General features: G+C 71.4%; 12 protein-coding genes. 8 read left to right on the top strand and 4 right to left on the bottom strand.

Annotated features, from left to right (window positions below):
• Positions 1–80 precede the first annotated feature (80 nt).
• Positions 81–2,264, bottom strand: coding sequence for a 1,4-alpha-glucan branching protein GlgB (glgB, locus tag QUV83_RS09765; RefSeq protein ID WP_289564244.1), 2,184 nt, complete (start codon positions 2,262–2,264; stop codon positions 81–83).
• Positions 2,265–2,324: 60 nt separating this feature from the next.
• Complete coding sequence (locus QUV83_RS09760; RefSeq protein WP_289564242.1) at positions 2,325–3,170, bottom strand: LacI family DNA-binding transcriptional regulator; 846 nt, start codon at positions 3,168–3,170, stop codon at positions 2,325–2,327.
• A gap of 161 nt (positions 3,171–3,331) precedes the next feature.
• On the opposite strand from QUV83_RS09760, the gene QUV83_RS09755 reads away from it, so the two are divergent.
• On the top strand, positions 3,332–4,510 hold the full coding sequence (locus tag QUV83_RS09755; protein ID WP_289564241.1) for an acyl-CoA dehydrogenase family protein: 1,179 nt from the start codon (positions 3,332–3,334) through the stop codon (positions 4,508–4,510).
• Positions 4,511–4,558: 48 nt separating this feature from the next.
• Here the strand turns inward: QUV83_RS09755 and fabG are convergent, their stop codons facing one another.
• Both fabG and QUV83_RS09745 read right to left on the bottom strand, forming a co-directional pair.
• The gene (gene fabG / locus QUV83_RS09750) at positions 4,559–5,314 is read right to left on the bottom strand and encodes a 3-oxoacyl-ACP reductase FabG (RefSeq protein ID WP_289564239.1); all 756 of its coding nucleotides are present in this window, start codon (positions 5,312–5,314) and stop codon (positions 4,559–4,561) included.
• A gap of 113 nt (positions 5,315–5,427) precedes the next feature.
• The gene (locus QUV83_RS09745; RefSeq protein ID WP_289564237.1) at positions 5,428–7,959 is read right to left on the bottom strand and encodes a glycoside hydrolase family 2 protein; all 2,532 of its coding nucleotides are present in this window, start codon (positions 7,957–7,959) and stop codon (positions 5,428–5,430) included.
• Between the two features lie 285 nt (positions 7,960–8,244).
• Here QUV83_RS09745 and QUV83_RS09740 point away from each other — a divergent pair, with 285 nt between their 5' ends.
• From QUV83_RS09740 to QUV83_RS09710, 7 genes are all read left to right on the top strand, one after another.
• Positions 8,245–10,404 carry an alpha-galactosidase gene (locus tag QUV83_RS09740; RefSeq protein WP_289564262.1) on the top strand — a complete coding sequence of 720 codons (2,160 nt, stop codon included), beginning with the start codon at positions 8,245–8,247 and terminating at the stop codon, positions 10,402–10,404.
• 208 nt (positions 10,405–10,612) lie between these two features.
• Entirely contained in the window at positions 10,613–12,316 is a 1,704-nt protein-coding gene (locus QUV83_RS09735; RefSeq protein ID WP_289564236.1) for an ABC transporter substrate-binding protein, read from the top strand.
• 66 nt (positions 12,317–12,382) lie between these two features.
• Positions 12,383–13,372, top strand: coding sequence for an ABC transporter permease (locus QUV83_RS09730; protein WP_066587322.1), 990 nt, complete (start codon positions 12,383–12,385; stop codon positions 13,370–13,372).
• Positions 13,373–13,385: 13 nt separating this feature from the next.
• Complete coding sequence (locus QUV83_RS09725; RefSeq protein ID WP_289564233.1) at positions 13,386–14,357, top strand: ABC transporter permease; 972 nt, start codon at positions 13,386–13,388, stop codon at positions 14,355–14,357.
• A 5-nt stretch (positions 14,358–14,362) separates the two neighbouring features.
• Positions 14,363–15,265 carry an ABC transporter ATP-binding protein gene (locus QUV83_RS09720; RefSeq protein ID WP_289564260.1) on the top strand — a complete coding sequence of 301 codons (903 nt, stop codon included), beginning with the start codon at positions 14,363–14,365 and terminating at the stop codon, positions 15,263–15,265.
• Positions 15,262–16,074, top strand: coding sequence for an ABC transporter ATP-binding protein (locus tag QUV83_RS09715; RefSeq protein WP_289564232.1), 813 nt, complete (start codon positions 15,262–15,264; stop codon positions 16,072–16,074). Before QUV83_RS09720 ends, QUV83_RS09715 begins: the two co-directional genes overlap by 4 nt.
• A 179-nt stretch (positions 16,075–16,253) precedes the next feature.
• Positions 16,254–17,510, top strand: coding sequence for an ROK family transcriptional regulator (locus tag QUV83_RS09710; RefSeq protein WP_289564231.1), 1,257 nt, complete (start codon positions 16,254–16,256; stop codon positions 17,508–17,510).
• Positions 17,511–17,519 lie beyond the last annotated feature (9 nt).

The raw sequence follows: 17,519 nt of genomic DNA, 5'->3' as shown, positions 1-17,519 counted from the left end.
TCCAGGGTGTTTGCGTACGGCTCAGGGGCCCGCGGGAGAAGTCTTCGCGGGCCCCTGAGCCGTATGTCAGCGTGTCTCTGTCATTCGGGGATCAGGTAGATGGCGCCCAAGGGGGGAACGCGGACCGTCGCGGAGAACGGACGGCCGTAATGCGGCTGGGCGACGGCCTCGACTGCGCCGAGATTGCCGACGCCCGAGCCCGAATAGACCGTGGAATCGGTGTTGAGGGCCTCGATCCAGCGGCCGCCGACGGGCAGTGCCAGTCGGTAGCCCTCGTGTGGAGTGCCGGCGAAGTTGACCACCACGGCGACCTGCCGGCCAGTCGAGTCCCGGCGCAGATAGGCGAGGACGTTGTGGTCGGCGTCATTCGAGTCGATCCACTCGAAGCCCTGCGGCGAGCCGTCCAGCTCCCAGAGAGCCGGCGTCTCCCGGTACAGGCGGTTCAGATCACGGACGAGGGTCTGGACGCCGGCATGTGGCGCGCTGTCCAGCAGCCACCAGTCCAGGCTGCGCGATTCCGACCACTCGGCGCCCTGGCCGAATTCCGAGCCCATGAAGAGCAGTTGCTTGCCCGGGTGCGACCACTGATACGCCAGCAGTGCGCGGACGTTCGCCAATTTCTGCCAGTCGTCCCCGGGCATCTTGCCCATGAGCGAGCCCTTGCCGTGCACCACCTCGTCGTGGCTGATCGGCAGGATGAAATGCTCCGTGAAGGCGTACACCAGCGAGAACGTGGCCCCGTTGTGGTGATAGCGGCGGTTGATCGGCGACTCCGCGAGGTAGCGCAGGGTGTCGTTCATCCAGCCCATGTTCCATTTGAAGCCGAAGCCGAGGCCGCCATGGTCGGTGGGCGCCGTGACGCCCGGCCACGCGGTCGACTCCTCGGCGATCATCATGACGCCGGGGCTGCGGCGGTATGCCGTCGCGTTGGCCTCCTGGATGAAGGCGATCGCCTCGAGGTTCTCGCGTCCGCCGTGGATGTTCGGCCGCCACTGGCCGGGCTGGCGGGAGTAGTCGAGGTAGAGCATGGAGGCGACGGCGTCGACGCGCAGTGCGTCGATGTGGAACTCCTCCAGCCAGTAGGTGGCGTTGGCGACCAGGAAGTTCCGCACCTCCAGTCGCCCGTAGTTGAAGACGAAGGTGCCCCAGTCGGGCTGCTCGCCGAGCAGCGGGTCCGGGTGCTCGTACAGCGGGGTGCCATCGAAGCGGGCCAGCGCCCACTCGTCCTTGGGGAAGTGGGCGGGAACCCAGTCGAGGATCACGCCGACACCGGCTCGGTGCAGGGTGTCGATGAGGTAGCGGAAGTCATCGGGGTGGCCGAAGCGGGAGGTCGGGGCGTAGTAGGACGACACCTGGTAGCCCCATGAGCCGCCGAAGGGATGCTCCGCGACGGGCATCAGCTCGACGTGGGTGAACCCGAGGTCCACGACGTACTCGGTGAGCTGCGCGGCCAGCTCCCGGTAGGAGAGGCCGGCGCGCCATGAGCCGAGGTGCACCTCGTAGATGCTGACCGGGCCGGTGTGCGGGTCGCGGGAGGCGCGGTGGGCGAGCCAGGCGTCATCGGTCCACGCGTAACGGCTCTCGACGACCACCGATGCCGTGGCGGGCGGCACCTCGGTGCCCTTGGCCAGCGGGTCGGCCTTCTGCCGCCACGAGCCGTCGCGGCCCAGGATCTCGAACTTGTACCGGGCGCCAGCCTCGACCCCGGGGATGAAGAGCTCCCACACGCCGCTCTCGCCGAGTGAGCGCATCGCGTTCTGGGTGCCCTGCCAGTGGTTGAAGTCCCCGACGACCCGCACGGCGACGGCGTTGGGGGCCCAGACCGCGAACGCCGTGCCCCGGACCTCGCCGAGCACGCTCGGGTAGGTGTGGATGTTGGCGCCGAGCACCGTCCACAGCTCCTCGTGGCGGCCCTCGCGGATGAGGTGGCGGTCCAGCTCGTGGACTGTGGGGAGGAAGCGGTAGGGGTCGTCGGCGCGGGTGGTGTGGCCGGCGTAGGTGACGTCCAGCCGGTAATCCGGCACCTGCTCGCCCGGCAGCACGGCGAACCAAATCCCGTCGAGCTCATGGGTCGCCTTGAACGTGCCCTGCGGGGTGACGATCTCCACGGCGTCGGCCAGCGGCCGCAGCACCCGGATCGTCGTCCGCCCGTTGCCCACATGCGGGCCGAGCACCGAGTGGGGTTCGTGGGAGACACCCTGGGCGACCGCGCGCAGCACTGCGGGGTCGACGGGGACGGGGAGGAGCTCGACCTGCCGGTTCATGCCCCTACCCAACCACCACGAGGGGCGCTGTGCAGCGTCTCCACGCGGGGAACAGCGAGGTCAGCGCGTGAAGGAGGCCGTGGAGCCGCGTGCGACGAGCCGGGGGAGGGGTGCGGTGTGCGAGGCGACGGGGCCGCCGGCGAGGAGGTTGAGCACGCAGTCGGCGGCTTGCGCGCCCATCGCGTAGACGTCCAGGCTCATCGCGGACAGGGGCGGGTGCGCCAGGCGGCACAAAGCCGAGTCGTCCCAGGCCAGGATGGAGAGCTGGTCGGGGACGGGGACGCCCATCTCCTGGGCGACGCCGAGCCCGGCGAGCGCCATCACGTCGTTGTCGTAGACGATCGCGGACGGGGCTCCGCGCCGGCCGAGGAGCGCGCGCGTGGAGCGGGTCCCGGACAACTCGGTGTAGTCGCCCTCGACGACCGTGCCCTCGGCTCCGCGGCGCGTGCACTCGGAGAGGAACGCCTCGGTGCGGGTCTGGGTGTGCGCCAGCGTGCTGGGCCCGCTGACCCGTGCCAGGTGGAGGTGGCCGAGTGAGACGAGGTGCGCCACCGCGTCCCGCATCGCTTGCGCGTTGTCGATCCAGACGTTGGAGAAGGGGAGGTCGCGGGTGGGCCCGCCGATGACGACGGCGGGGATGCCGAGCTCGGTGAGGATCGGCAGGCGCGGGTCTTCGGCGACGACGTTGACGACGACGACGGCGTCGACCATCTCGCCCTTGCCCCAGCGCCGGTATGCCGCGATCTCCGCGTCGTGGTCGGGCACGACATGCAGCAGCAGCGAGCGACCGTCGGAGGCGAGGACCTCCTCGATGCCGGCGATGAGCTCCATGAAGAACGGCTCGAGGCCCAGCATCCGGGCGGGTCGAGCCAGCACCAGTCCGACGGCGTCTGCCCTGCTCTTCACGCCGGCCAGCCTAGTGCCGAGCGGCGCGGTCGGGCCCCGATCGGGGTGGTGCGAGTCGGCCCGGACGCCGGGGCCGCACGGGCGAGGGCGAAGGTCGTGGGAGCGGGGCATAGTGGGAGCCACGACAGGGCCACGACACCGTGCGAGCGATGGAGCCCAGGATGACGTCAGACCGGCTCAGCAGCGACTTCTACGCGTTCCAGGACAGCCTCAGCCCGCGGGAGGTCGAGGCGACGCTGGCTGTGCGCGAGTTCTTCGAGGCCGAGGTGCGGCCCATCGCCAACGACTACTGGGAGCGCGCGGAGTTCCCGCGGCACCTGATCGCGCCGCTGGGAGGGCTCGGGCTGCTCGGCTCCGCCTGGGACGAGTCCCGGCAGTTCGAGAACTCGGCCCGGTGGCGCGGGTGGGCCTGCCTGGAGATGTCCCGGGTCGACGCCTCGGTGTCCTCCTTCGTGGGCGTGCAGAGCGGGCTCGTGATGGGGTCCGTGGCGTGCGGCGGGTCCCCGGCCCAGCGCAAGGAGTGGCTGCCCGTGATGGCCACCGGCGAGGTGGTCGGCGCCTTCGGGCTCACCGAGCCGCTGTCCGGCTCTGACTCCGCGCGGGGCCTGCGCACCGTCGCCGAGCGCCAGGGCGCGGGCTGGGTGCTCAACGGCGCGAAGCGCTGGATCGGCAACGCGACCTTCGCCGACGTCGTGGTGATCGTGGCGCGCGACGCCGGTGACGGGCAGGCGAAGGCGTTCCTGGTCCCCACCTCCGCGCCCGGGTACACCGCCACGAAGATCGAGGGCAAGCAGAGCCTGCGGTCCGTGCAGAACGCCGACATCGTGCTGCGCGACGTGGTGGTGCCGGATGAGCTGCGCCTGCCGCTCGTCGAGTCGTTCCGCGATGTGGCGACGGTGCTGCGGCTCACCCGCGCGGAGGTCGCGTGGCAGGCGGTCGGCAACTCGATCGGCGCATACGAGGCGGCGGTGGCCTACGCCCGGGAGCGCGAGCAGTTCGGGCGGCCGATCGGCTCCCACCAGCTCGTGCAGGACCTGCTGTCCCGGTGCCTGGGAAACATCACCGCGAGCATCGCCCTGTGCCTGCAGGTGTCGCTGCTGCTCGACGAGGGGCGTCAACTCGACGAGCACTCGGCGCTGGCCAAGGCCTTCGCGACCGCGCGCATGCGGGAGACGGTCGCCTGGTCGCGGGAGGTCCTCGGGGGCAACGGGATCCTGCTGCAGAACGACGTCATCCGGCACTTCGCCGACGCTGAGGCCATCTACTCCTACGAGGGCACCCGCGAGATGAACAGCCTGATCGTGGGCCGGGCGATCACCGGCCACGCGGCCTTCGCCTGAGCCCACGTCCCCGATCGCCTGCCCAGACCGCGCGCCCAGACCGCGGGCTCACGCCTGGGGCCCGCCGGCCACATAGACCACCTGGCCGGACACGAAGGACGCCTCGTCCGAGCACAGGAACGACGCGACGGCCGCGACGTCCTCAGTCCGGCCCACGCGGCGTACCGGGATCTGCTGCGCCGCGCCCTCTAGATACTGCTCGAAGGTGATGCCCAGGCGGTCGGCGGCCGCGCGGAGCATGTCCGTGGCGATGATCCCCGGCGCGATGGCGTTCGCCGTCACCCCGAACGGCCCCAGCTCGATGGCCAGGGTCTTGGTGAAACCCTGCAGCCCGGCCTTCGCGGCGGCGTAGTTCGCCTGCCCGCGGTTGCCCAGCGCGGAGGTGCTCGACAGGTTGACGACGCGGCCCCATCGGGCGTCCACCTGGTGCCGCTGCACCTCGCGGGCCAGGAGGAAGGCGCCCCGCAGATGCACCGCGACGACGGCGTCCCAGTCGTCGTCGGCCATTTTGAACAGCAGGTTGTCGCGCAGGATGCCCGCGTTGTTGACCAGCACCGTGGGCGTGCCCAGCTCCTCGACCGTCCGGGTGACGGCGGCGCGGACGTCGGGGCCGTCGGCGACGTCCGCGCCGATGCCGATCGCCCGGCCGCCGGCCTCGGTGATGGCCGCGACGGTGGCCGCGGTGTCGTCCTGCCGCAGGTCGATGACCGCGACGTGCAGCCCGTCGGCGGCCAGGCGTTTGGCGATCGCGGCGCCGATCCCGCGCGCGGCTCCGCTGACGATTGCGACTCGTGCCTCTGGCATGCGCCGGCCCTCCACCTCGTCGGTGTCACCGAGTGTGGTCCGGGCGGCGCGAGTCCGCGCGCCGGGCTGGGCGAGGGCCCTCCCGGCGCGCGGCTGCGGTCATTCAGCCGCCGTCACTCGGCGGGCGCCCCCACCAGGGCGGAGTCGTTGGCCCGGGCCGCCACCCGCAGGTCGTTCGCGGTGCGGAGCACGGGCGCGGACGTCAGGGCGCCCTCGTCCAGCCGCGTCGAGGTCCTCACCCAGAATGTGACGCTGGCGCCGGCCGGAAGCGTCACCAGCGCGTCGTCCACCCTCGCGTCCGGGTCGAGCCGGTCCACCAGCAGCGTCACGTCGCGGGCGAGGGAGCGCGCGGTGACGTCCACCCGGTACCCGCCGTCGGCGGGCGTCGCCGTGGCGTCCAGCGGGGTGGGGTCGAGGTCCAGCGCCACGTCCTCCACCCACAGGTGGGCAGTGCGGACGCCGTCCAGCTCGGCGACGAGCACCTCGTGGCGCGGGTCACCCGGGATCCGGACGTCGTCGGGCAGCGGGAGCATCGCCACCGAGCGGGCCCCGACGCTCACCGCCTGGTGCGCCTCCGCGAGCAGCGTCCCGTCGAACAGCTCGCGCCTGAGCCGGACGGAGCCGTGCCAGAGCTCCGGGCTGTCGTTGACGACCGCCAGGGCCAGGCGCCCGTCGCGCTCGTGCACCGACAGCACCCGGTCGGCGAACGCGTGCCGCAGCGCGTACCACAGGGGCTTGGGGCGTTCGTCGCCGTCCACGGCGGCCCAGGAGGTCACCGGCCAGCAGTCGTTGATCTGCCAGACGATGGCGCCCGTGGTGCGGGGCCACCAGGCGCGGTAGTGGTCGATCGCGTGCGTGACCGCGCGCGCCTGGTTGAGCTGGGTGGCCCAGTGCCAGTCGGCGAACTCGGCGGGGACGCCCAGGTGGGGCGCGAGGCCCCGGTCGAGCTTGCCGTTGCCGTCGTCGGCCTTCTGATGCAGCAGGAAGACCGGGTCGGTCTTGGCGAGCGGGCTGCCGTCGGGGTTGCGCACGGCCCGCTCGAGGGTCGCCCATGCGGGCGGCCCCTGGAAGCCGAACTCCGAGCAGAAGCGCGGCACGTGGTGGCGGTAGGCGGAGTAGTCCACCCGGTTCCACACGTCCCATTCGTGGTGGGTGCCGTGGTCCGGGTCGTTGGGATGCGTGCCCTCGGGCGCCGTGGCGGGGGAGTAGGGGCTGCCGTCCATGTACGGCCGGGTCGGGTCCAGCTCGGCGACGATCGCCGGGAAGAGCTCGGTGGCGTACCGACGGCCCCAGGTGGCGCCGCTGAGCCTGTCCTTCCAGCCCCAGTCCTCGAAGCCCCAGAGGTTCTCGTTGCCGCCGTTCCACAGCACGAGCGAGGCATGCGGGGTCAGTCGGGCGACGTTCTCCCGGGCCTCGGCCTCGAACTCGTCCCAGAGCGGGTCCTCCTCCGGGTAGGCCGCGCAGGCGAGCAGGAAGTCCTGCCAGACGAGCACGCCGCGCTCATCGCACACGTCGTAGAAGTCCTCGGACTCGTAGACGCCGCCGCCCCACACCCGCAGCAGGTTGAGGTTCGCGCCCAGGGCCTGGTCCACGCGGCGGACCACTTGTGCCCGCGTGATCCGGGTCAGCAGGTGGTCGTCGGGGATCCAGTTGGCGCCCTTGACGAAGATCGGCCGGCCGTTGACCCGCAGTGTGAAGGACGAGCCGAACTCGTCCGGCTGGGTGTCGAGCTCGACGGTGCGGAACCCGATCCGCCGCCGCCAGGAGTCGAGCGGGTCGGCGGTGGGCGACGCGGCATCCTCGAGCGTCACGTCCAGGTCGAGCAGCGGTTGGGCGCCATGGCCCACGGGCCACCACAGGGGTGCGTGCGGCACCGCGACGCTCACCGTGGCGGAGTCCTGGCCGGGCGCCAGCGCAGCCTCCGCCTCGACGTCGCCGATGCGGGCCCGGAGCACGAGGGCCGCGTCCTGCGATCCGGCCAGGCCGGAGCGCTCGACCTCGACGTGGACGGCGACCTGGCCGGTCCCGTCGTTGTCGACCGTGACCAGCGGCCGGATCTGGGCCAGGCGGGCGGTGCGCCAGCGCTCGACGCGCACGGGCTTCCAGATGCCGGCGGTCTGCAGATCGGGGCCCCAGTCCCAGCCGAAGCTGCAGGCCATCTTGCGGACCATGTTGAACGGGTGGTCGTAGGCGGCGGGGCGGGCGCCGAGTCGGTCACGGAGCGCCTCGGCGTGCTCGAGCGCGGAGCGCAGGTCGACGGCGAGGGTGCGGGCGGCGCCGTCGGCGGCCCATCGGACGTCGAAGCGGTAGGACCTGTGCTGGTTGGCGGCGCGTCCCACGTGGACGTCGTCGAGCCGCACCTCGGCCACGGTGTCGAGGCCCTCGAAGACCAGGTCGACCCGCTCGCCCGCGGCGGCGGGCTCGAGGGCCAGCTCGCGGCTGTACCGCCAGTCGGCGCGGTGCATCCAGGCCAGCGCCGTCTCGTTCTGGTCGAGGTACGGGTCGGGGATGAGGCCTGCGGCGAGGAGGTCCGTGTGAGTGCTGCCGGGGATCTCGGCGGTCACCGTCTGGCCCGCGATGTCGGCGGGCACTGGACCGCCTGTGGCGCGCAGGGTCCATCCGTCGTGCAGGTCCTGTCGGTACATCCGGGGTGCTCCCTGCCTCGTGGGGCCCTCGAGCACGGGGCGCGCAGCGTTGCGCGGCTCCGTCGACGACATCGTCACCGAGGCGAGGACCCGGGTGGATCAATTCTTAGGCAACTGAACAAAGTAAGTCAATCGTTTCTCCTCTATCGTCATCCCACCAGCCGACGAAGGAGCCGACCTGTGACGCGCGACGCCGTGCACCACCACCTCACCACCGCCCGCACCGGCTCGCCAGCCCTCGGCGGGCGCCCCGCCGGCGCTGCGCCGGCCGATGGCGCCGCCGACATCGCCGCCGACGTCACAGGCGAGATCGTCCAGCTCCGCGCCGCAGGGGTCGCCATCGTGGTCGACCTGGGCGGGGGCACACTGCCCCGGGTGCTGCACTGGGGCGCCGACCTGGGCGGCCTCGACGCCGACGCCCTCGCCGCCCTGCGGGCCGGCGCCCGCCCGCAGCCGCTGGGCTTCCCGGTGGACGGCGAGGTCGAGATCGCCGTGCTGCCAGAGCAGTCCGCCGGCTACCTGGGCACGCCGGGCCTGGCCGGACACCGCGACGGCGCCGACTTCTCCACGGCGTTCCGGGTGCTCGCGGCCCAGCTCCGCCGCGAGCGCGACGGCACGCAGCGCCTCGTGGTGGACGCACAGGATCCGCGCGCCGGGCTGGGCCTGCGGCTCGTGCTCGAGCTGACCCCCCAGGGGCTGGTGCGGCAGCAGGCCCGGCTCACGAACACCGGGCCGGACGTCTACACCGTGGACGGGCTGCTGCTCACGCTGCCCGTGCCCGGCCGGGCTGCCGAGCTGCTCGACTTCACGGGGCGCCACTTGCGCGAGCGCAGCCCGCAGCGCACCGCCTTCACGCATGGCGTCCGGCTGCGGGAGAACCGCCGCGGGCGCACCGGCTACGACGCCGCGCACGTGCTGGCCGCCGGAGTCCCCGGCTTCGCGAACCGGCACGGGGAGGTGTGGGGGGTGCACACCGCGTGGTCGGGCAACCACCGCTCCCTCGCCGAGCGCAGCCACTACAACCCGGGCCTGCTGGGCGGCGGCGAGCTGCTGCTGCCCGGCGAGGTGAGGCTGGAGGCTGGCGAGTCGTACACCAGCCCGTGGCTGTACGGCTCCTACGGCCACGGGCTCGACGACCTCGCGGCGCGATTCCACCGGTGGATGCGCGCCCGGCCGCAGCACCCGGCCCGCCCGCGCCCGGTCGTGGCGAACACCTGGGAGGCGGTGTACTTCGAGCACGACCTCACCCGGCTGACCGACTTGGCGGATGCGGCGGCGGCGGTGGGCGTGGAGCGGTTCGTGCTGGACGACGGGTGGTTCGGCTCGCGCCGGGACGACTCGACCGGGCTCGGGGACTGGTTCGTCTCGGCGGACGTGTGGCCGGACGGCTTGGGCCCGCTGGTGCGGCACGTGAACGGCCTGGGCATGGAGTTCGGGCTGTGGGTGGAGCCGGAGATGGTCAACCCCGACTCGGATGTGGCCCGCGCGCACCCCGACTGGATGCTGCGGACCCCGGGCCGGCTCCCGCGCGAGGCGCGTCATCAGCAGGTGCTCGACCTGGCCCGCCCGGAGGCGTTCGCGTACATCCTCGGGCGGCTGGACGCGCTGTTGACGGAGTACCCGATCGCGTACCTCAAGTGGGACCACAACCGCGACCTGGTCGACGCCGGGCACGGGGCCCGCGGGGTGGGCGGCGTGCACGGGCAGACGCGCGCCGTCTACCGGCTGCTGGACGAGCTGCGGGTGCTGCACCCCGGCGTCGAGGTGGAGTCGTGCTCGTCGGGCGGGGGGCGGGTGGACCTGGAGGTCTTGGAGCGCACCGACCGGGTGTGGACGAGCGACTGCATCGACGCGCTCGAGCGCCAGCAGATCCAGCGCTGGACCAACCTGCTGGTGCCGCTCGAGCTGCTGGGCGCCCATGTGGGCTCGGGCGCCGCGCACTCCACGGGCAGGCGTCATCCGCTGTCGTTTCGGGCGGGCACGGCGTTGTTCGGGCACCTGGGCGTCGAGTGGGACCTGCGGGAGGCCGACGCCGACCAGCGCGCGGAGCTCGCCGAGTGGATCGGGCTGTACAAGGACGTGCGCGGTCTGCTGCACACGGGCGTCGCGGTGCATGGGGATGTGGCCGATCCGGCGTATGACGTGCATGGCGTGGTGGCGCAGGACGGCTCGGACGCGCTGTTCGCGTGGGTGGCGACGGCGACGTCGGCGGACTACCCGACGGGCCGGCTGCCGTTGCCGGGCCTGGATCCCGACGCGATCTACCACGTGCGCCCCCAGGCTCCGGGCGCCACTGTGGACGGCGTCGCGAGCCAGTGGACCCACCTGCCGTGGTGGGGGCCGGAGGGAGTGCGGCTGCCAGGGCGGGTGCTGTCCGAGGTGGGGCTGCAGGCGCCTGTGCTGTTCCCCGAGCGGTTGGTGCTGCTGCGCGCAACCCGGGTCTGAGCGCTGGGAGGGGCCGCGCGCAGGCTGTTTCGCCAGGTCGGACGTACAGGTCACAAACAGGACACAATCCTTGACAGCCATACTTTGGACAGTTAAGAAAGTAACCACTGGAAGGCCGAAAGCCGCGCCGTTCCGCCGACAGGGACGTCGCGGGGGCTTCCAGCACAACCTCGTCACGACGTGGTGACGACAGACCGAGGGATCACAGATGCTCCTCTTCACTCGGCGCCCCGGAAGGCGCCTGGCCTGGACCGCGGCAGCCGTCGCCTCGGTCGCCGCACTCAGCCTGAGCGCCTGCTCGGGCTCCGACCCCGCAGCCGACCCCGCAGGGGGCAGCGGCTCAGCGATCACCGTCTTCAACGGCGCCACCGGCACCATCACCGAGAACTTCAACCCGTTCTCGCCCACCGCGCTGCAGCCCACGCTCGGCGTGATCTTCGAGTCGCTCTACTGGTACAACCTGGCGTCGGAGTCCGAGCCCACCCCGCTGCTGGCCACCGGCCACGAGTGGAACGACGACGGCACCGAGCTCACCATCACCACGCGTGAGGGCGTCAAGTGGAACGACGGCGAGCCGTTCAGCGCCGCCGACGTCGCGTTCACCTTCAACCTCGTCAACGAGACGCCTGAGCTGAACACCACCGGGCTCGCGGCCACCGCGGAGGCCACCGACGAGAACACCGTCGTCCTCACCTTCCCGGAGAAGTCCTTCATGCAGGAGCCGGAGATCCTCGGCAACCGAGGAATCGTGCCCGAGCACATCTGGAAGGACGTGGCCGACCCGGTCACCGAGGTCAACTCCAACCCCGTCGGCACCGGCGCCTTCAAGGTGAAGACCTTCTCCGCCCAGAGCTACGCGCTCGAGAAGAACGCCGACTACTGGGAGAAGGGCAAGCCGGCCATCGACGAGGTGCGCTACATCTCGCTCGAGACGGCCGACGCCGCCAGCGCCGCCCTCATCGCCGGCCAGGTCGACTGGATGAGCGCGTTCCTCCCCGGCCTCGAGCAGCTGCTCAAGGACCAGGAGGACCTCGCCTACGTCAACACCCCTGGCCTGACGGCCTCGATCTACACCTGCTCCAACGCGGACCTCGGCTGCGAGGGCCCGCAGACGGACGTCGCCGTGCGCCAGGCGATCTACCACGCGATCGACCGCACCCAGCTCAACAAGCTGGCCGGTGGCGGCTTCGCCGGCGAGGGCAGCCCGACGCTGCTGCTCCCCGAGCGTGACGCCAAGTGGATCGTCGACAAGGAGAACGCCGTCGCGCCGCAGACGGCCGACACCGCCAAGGCCAACGCGATCCTCGACGCCGCGGGCTGGACGCTCGGCTCGGACGGCATCCGCGTGAAGGACGGCCAGAAGCTCTCCCTGACCATCCAGACGGTCACCGGCTGGAGCGACTTCATCTCGCTCAACGACGCGATGAAGCAGCAGCTCAAGGAGGTCGGCATCGACCTCACGCCCACGCAGCTCTCGTGGAACGAGTGGAACGCCAACCAGACCGGCGGCACCTACCAGCTCTCGCTCGACTCGATCGGCCTGTACGCCTCGCCGAACCCGTACTACCCGTACAACCAGCGCTACCACAGCGACAACACCACGCCGGTGGGCGAGTCCGCCATCTCCGGCAACTTCGCCCGCTACGCCAACCCGATCGTCGACGAGGCGGTCCGCGCGGCGGGGTCCACGAATGACGAGGCCGAGCAGCTCAAGCAGTACGCGATCGTGCAGGAGCAGATCGTCAACGACCTGCCCTACATCCCGATCTACGTGAACTCGACGCTCACCGAGTTCAACACGAGCCGTGCCGAGGGCTGGCCCACCAACGACGACAAGTACGCGTTCGCCGCGTCGTGGAAGGCCTGGGACAACGGGATCATCCTCAAGACGATCACGCCCACCAGCAAGTAGTCCCACCCGCACGACTGCACTGCGAGTCGGTGCCGAGGGGCGCCGTCGACGAGGGAGAGCGACCGCATGAGATACGTCTTGCAGAAGCTGGGGTTCTACGTGGCAGCCCTCTGGGCCGCGCTCACGCTGAACTTCTTCATCCCGCGATGGATGCCGGGCGACCCCGTCGACATCATGATCTCGAAGCTCGCGACGCGAGGGCCGGTCACCCCGGCCACCCGTCACGCCATCGAGCTCCTCCTCGGCACCGACACGCAGCAGCCGCTGTGGCAGCAGTACATCGCCTACCTGGGCCAGATCTTCTCGGGGAACCTCGGGACGTCGGTCGTCTACTTCCCGACCCCGGTGGCGAAGGTCATCTCCCAGACGCTCCCGTGGACGATCGGGCTGATCGGCATCGCGACGATCATCTCGTTCCTGGTGGGCATCGGGCTGGGGACCCTGGCGGGCTGGAAGCGCGGCTCGTGGCTGGACAACGTCATCCCCGTGACGACGATGCTCCAGTCCGTGCCGTACTTCTGGCTCGCGCTGATCCTGCTGTTCCTCTTCGGCAGCATCTGGCAGGTGTTCCCGCTCAACGGGGGCTACGACGTGTACACGACGTCGATCGGGTTGAGCTGGCCGTTCATCTCGTCGGTCGTCTACTACGGCACCCTGCCGGCGCTCACCATCGTGATCTCCTCGATCGGCGGCTGGATGCTCGGGATGCGCAACATGATGGTCTCGACGCTCTCGGAGGACTACATCCTCACCGCCGAGGCCAAGGGCTTGAAGCCGGGTCGCATCATGCGCACCTACGCCGCGCGGAACGCCGTGCTGCCCTCGATCGCGGGCTTCGCGATCTCGTTGGGGTTCGTGGTCGCGGGGTCGATCGTCACCGAGGCCGTCTTCTCCTACCCGGGCATCGGGTCGGCTCTGCTGCAGGCGGTCAACAGCAACGACTACGCGCTCATGCAGGGCATCTTCCTGGTGATCACCCTGTCCGTCCTCGGAGCGAACCTGCTGGTCGACCTCCTGTACACGATCATCGACCCGCGCACGCGGGCCCGGGCCTAGGAGGAACCCCGACATGGCACTGACCACCCAGGACCCGGCGGTCGCGGAGAGCGAGCCGCACGCCCCGGCCGCCTCCGGCCGCTCACGGCAACGCTCGTTCCCGCCGATGACGGCGAAGCTCGCCATCGGGCTGTCCATCGCCGGGGCCATCGCGCTCTTCGGCCTCGTCGGCCCGTACCTCGTCGGCGACCCGTCCAAGGTCGACGACATCGGGCTGAGCGGCCCGGGCGGCGGCTTCCTGCTCGGCACCACCCAGACCGGGCAGGACGTCTTCGCGCAGCTCGCCTACGCGACGCGCGGCTCGCTGACCATCGGGCTCGTGGTGGGCGCGCTGACGCTCGTGCTGTCCACGTTCTTCGGTGTGGTGGGCGCGTACATCGGCGGCGTGGTCGACGAGTCCTTCTCGCTGTTCAGCAACGTCATGTTGGTGATCCCCGGGCTGCCGCTGGTGATCGTCATCTCGAGCTACGTGCCGAACAAGAGCGTGTGGCTGATCGCCTTCGTGCTCGCCCTGACCGGGTGGGCCGGCTCCGCGCGGGTGCTGCGCGGGTTCACGCTGTCGCTCCGCAACCGCGACTACGTGCTCGCGTCGCGCGTCTCGGGGGAGCGGTCGTGGCGGATCCTCACCGTGGAGGTGCTGCCCAACCTCATCCCCCTGCTGGCCTCGCAGGTCGTCTTCGCGATCATCTTCGCGATCCTCGGCGAGGCGGGCCTGTCGTTCCTCGGGCTCGGCGCCTCCGGATCGTTCACCTGGGGCACGATGCTCTACTTCGCGCAGAACGGCCTGGCGCTGCGCCTGGGCGCCTGGTGGTGGTTCATCCCGCCGGGCCTGATGCTCGCGCTGTTCGGCGCCGCGCTGTCCCTCATCAACTTCTCGATCGACGAGATCATCAACCCGAAGCTGCGCTCGCAGACGCGCGCGGCACGGCGCACGTGGCGCATGTCGCGGTCCCAGCTCAAGAGCGCGAAGGAGGCCACGCTGTGACGACCATGCCGACGCCCGCCCCGGCGTCCACGCCGACAGCCACCCCGCCGGGGACGTCCTCCCATCCGGTGCTCACCATCGAGGACCTGAGCATCGACTACCTCGTCGACCCCGTGGTGCACGCCGTGAAGAACGTCTCGCTGTCGCTCGGCCGCGGCGAGGTGCTCGGCCTCGCGGGGGAGAGCGGCTGCGGCAAGAGCACCCTCGCCTACGGGGTGAACCGCCTGCTCAAGCCGCCGGCCGTCATCACCAGCGGGCGCGCGGTGTTCCACTCGCGGGAGGGCTACGAGCTCGACCTGGGCGCCCTGCACGGCGAGGACCTGCGCGCGTTCCGCTGGGACCGCATCGCGATGGTCTTCCAGGGGGCGATGAACTCGCTCAACCCGGTGATCAGCATCCAGGCCCAGCTCGAGGACATCTTCACCACGCACCGGCCCGACATGGGCCGCGCCGAGCGCGTCGAGCGCTGCGGCGAGCTGCTCGAGCGGGTCGGGGTGGACCGCGGCCGGCTCAAGTCGTTCGCGCACGAGCTCTCCGGCGGCATGCGGCAGCGGGTGATGATCGCGATGGCGATGGCCCTGGACCCGCAGGTCATGATCATGGACGAGCCGACCACAGCCCTCGACGTGGTGGTGCAGCGCGAGATCCTGCGGGAGATCACCCGGCTGCGCTCCGAGCTGGGCTTCGCCGTCATCTTCATCACGCACGACCTGCCGCTGCTGCTGGAGATCAGCGACCGCATCGCGATCATGCGCGACGGCGAGATCGTCGAGCTGGCGGACGCGATGACGCTCTACACGCAGCCGCAGCACGAGTACACCCGCACGCTGCTCGGGTCCTTCCCGAGCCTGACCGGGGCTCGCGGCGGGTTCATCCGCTCCGGCGTCGACGAGGAGGAGACCCGATGACCACCCTCGAGGTGCGCGACGTGGTGAAGGAGTACCACCTGCGCAGCGGCTTCCGCTCCACGACCCTGACGGCCGTCGACCATGTGAGCTTCACGCTGGAGCCGGGGCGCACGGTCGCGCTGGTGGGGCAGTCCGGCAGCGGCAAGTCGACGATCGCCAAGCTGCTCATGCAGCTCGAGCGCCCCACCAGCGGCCAGATCGCGGTGGACGGCGAGCCCGTGCGGCGGCGCGGGCCCGGTCTGCGGCGGTACCGCAAGGAGGTGCAGATGGTCTTCCAGGACCCGTTCGCCTCGCTGAACCCCTACCACACCATCGAGCACCACCTGGAGCGCCCGATCCGCCTGCACCACCGTGGGCTGTCCACCGACGAGGTGCGCGACAGGGTGCGCTCGCTGCTCGAGCGGGTGCGGCTCGACGCCACCGACGACTTCGCCCGGCGCCGGCCCCATGAGCTCTCCGGCGGGCAGCGGCAGCGCGTCGCGATCGCCCGCGCGCTGGCGCCCGAGCCCGGCATCCTGGTGGCCGACGAGCCGGTGTCGATGCTCGACGTGTCCATCCGGCTCGGCGTGCTCAACCTGCTCGCGAGCCTGCAGCGCGAGGAGAACCTGGGCGTCCTGTACATCACGCACGACCTCGCCACAGCCCGGCACTTCTCCGACGAGATCCTGGTGATGTACCGGGGGCAGATCGTCGAGCGTGGGCCGGCGGACGACGTCATCCTCAACCCGCAGCACGAGTACACGCGGCTACTCGCGGAGGCCGCCCCGGACCCCGAGCGGCGGCTGCGCGAGCTGTCAGCGACGGCCTGACGGAACCCGCGCGTGGCAGTCGGGGGAAAGCGCGGCGGACGGCCCACGATCCTGTGGCACGCTGTGGCGATCGAACGAATTCGGTGGACTCGCGGTCCCCGGGCGACGCCACGTCGTGGCCCAGTCGGCACGGCGCGCAGCCGTCCAGATCCCGCGCACAGCCGGACAGGAGACCCAGCGTGAGCAGCACCAGCCTCGGCATGGCACACACCAGCAGCCGATCGGCGATCCTCGACGTCATCCGGGCCGCCGGCACCATCAGCCGGGTCGAGCTCACCCATGCCACCGGGCTCACCGGCGCCACCATCTCCACGGTGGTGCGCCGCCTGATGAATGAGGGGCTCGTCGTCGAGGCGGGGCAGGCCGAGTCCACCGGCGGGAAGCCCCGCAGGCTGCTGCGGCTCGACCCGAACGCCCGGTACGCCGTGGGGGTGCACCTCGACCACGCGGGCATCACCTACGTGCTCGCGAACCTCGGCGGGGCGATCGTGGGCCGCTGGCGCAAGTCCGGCGCGGGCTCGGACGACCCGCAGGAGGTCGTCACCCGCATGGTCGGGGAGATCGACGCGATGATCACCCGCGTCGGGGTCGACCACGCCCGCGTGCTCGGCATCGGCGTGGTCTCGCCCGGGCCGATCACGGCGTCCGTCGGCATGGTGTTGGCGCCGCCGATCATGCAGCGGTGGGCCGACTACCCGCTCGGCGACGCGCTCGAGGACGCCGTCGGGGTGCCCGTGCTGCTCGACAACGACGCGACGGCCGCCGCGATCGGCGAGTACTGGGCCGGCGGCATCGAGACCACGTCCGCGTTCGCTGCGCTGTACATGGGCACCGGCATCGGCGCCGGCGTGCTCGTCAACGGCACCGTCTACCGGGGCTCGTCCTCCAACGCGGGGGAGGTCGGCCACATCTGCGTGGACGTGGACGGGCCGGAGTGCTGGTGCGGCAGCCAGGGCTGCGTCGAGGCGCTCGCCGGGCCCGCAGCCGTGGTCGCCGCCGCGCAGGCCCAGGGCCTCGACCTCGGCCAGCCGGACCGCACCATCGCCGAGCAGTTCGCGGCCGTGGCCCGCGCCGCGCTGCGCGGGGAGCCCGCCGCGCAGGAGATCCTGCAGCGGTCGGCCCGGTTCATCGGCGTCGCGGCCCAGACGCTGGCGAACGTGATGGACCTCGACCTGGTGGTCCTCACCGGGCCGTCGTTCGCGCTCGCGGGCTCCATCTACCTGCCCACCGTCGAGGACCAGCTCGGGCGCTCGTTCTTCGCGCGGGGCAGCCACCCGGTGCGGGTGACGATCTCCTCGAACGCGTCCGAGGCCGCCGCGGTGGGCGCTGCGGCGCTCGTGCTGCAGAGCGAGCTGGCGCCGCGGCAGTCGGGCCTGCGGATCCCCGCGGAGCTCATGGCCGAGGGCGACGGGAAGCCGGTGCAAACCCTGGCCTGAGCGGTAGCA

It is taken from the genome of Cellulomonas cellasea, assembly GCF_030372105.1.
In the GTDB taxonomy this organism is placed as follows: Bacteria; Actinomycetota; Actinomycetes; order Actinomycetales; family Cellulomonadaceae; genus Cellulomonas_A; species Cellulomonas_A cellasea_A.
This window is presented reverse-complemented; position numbering and strand designations above follow the sequence as displayed.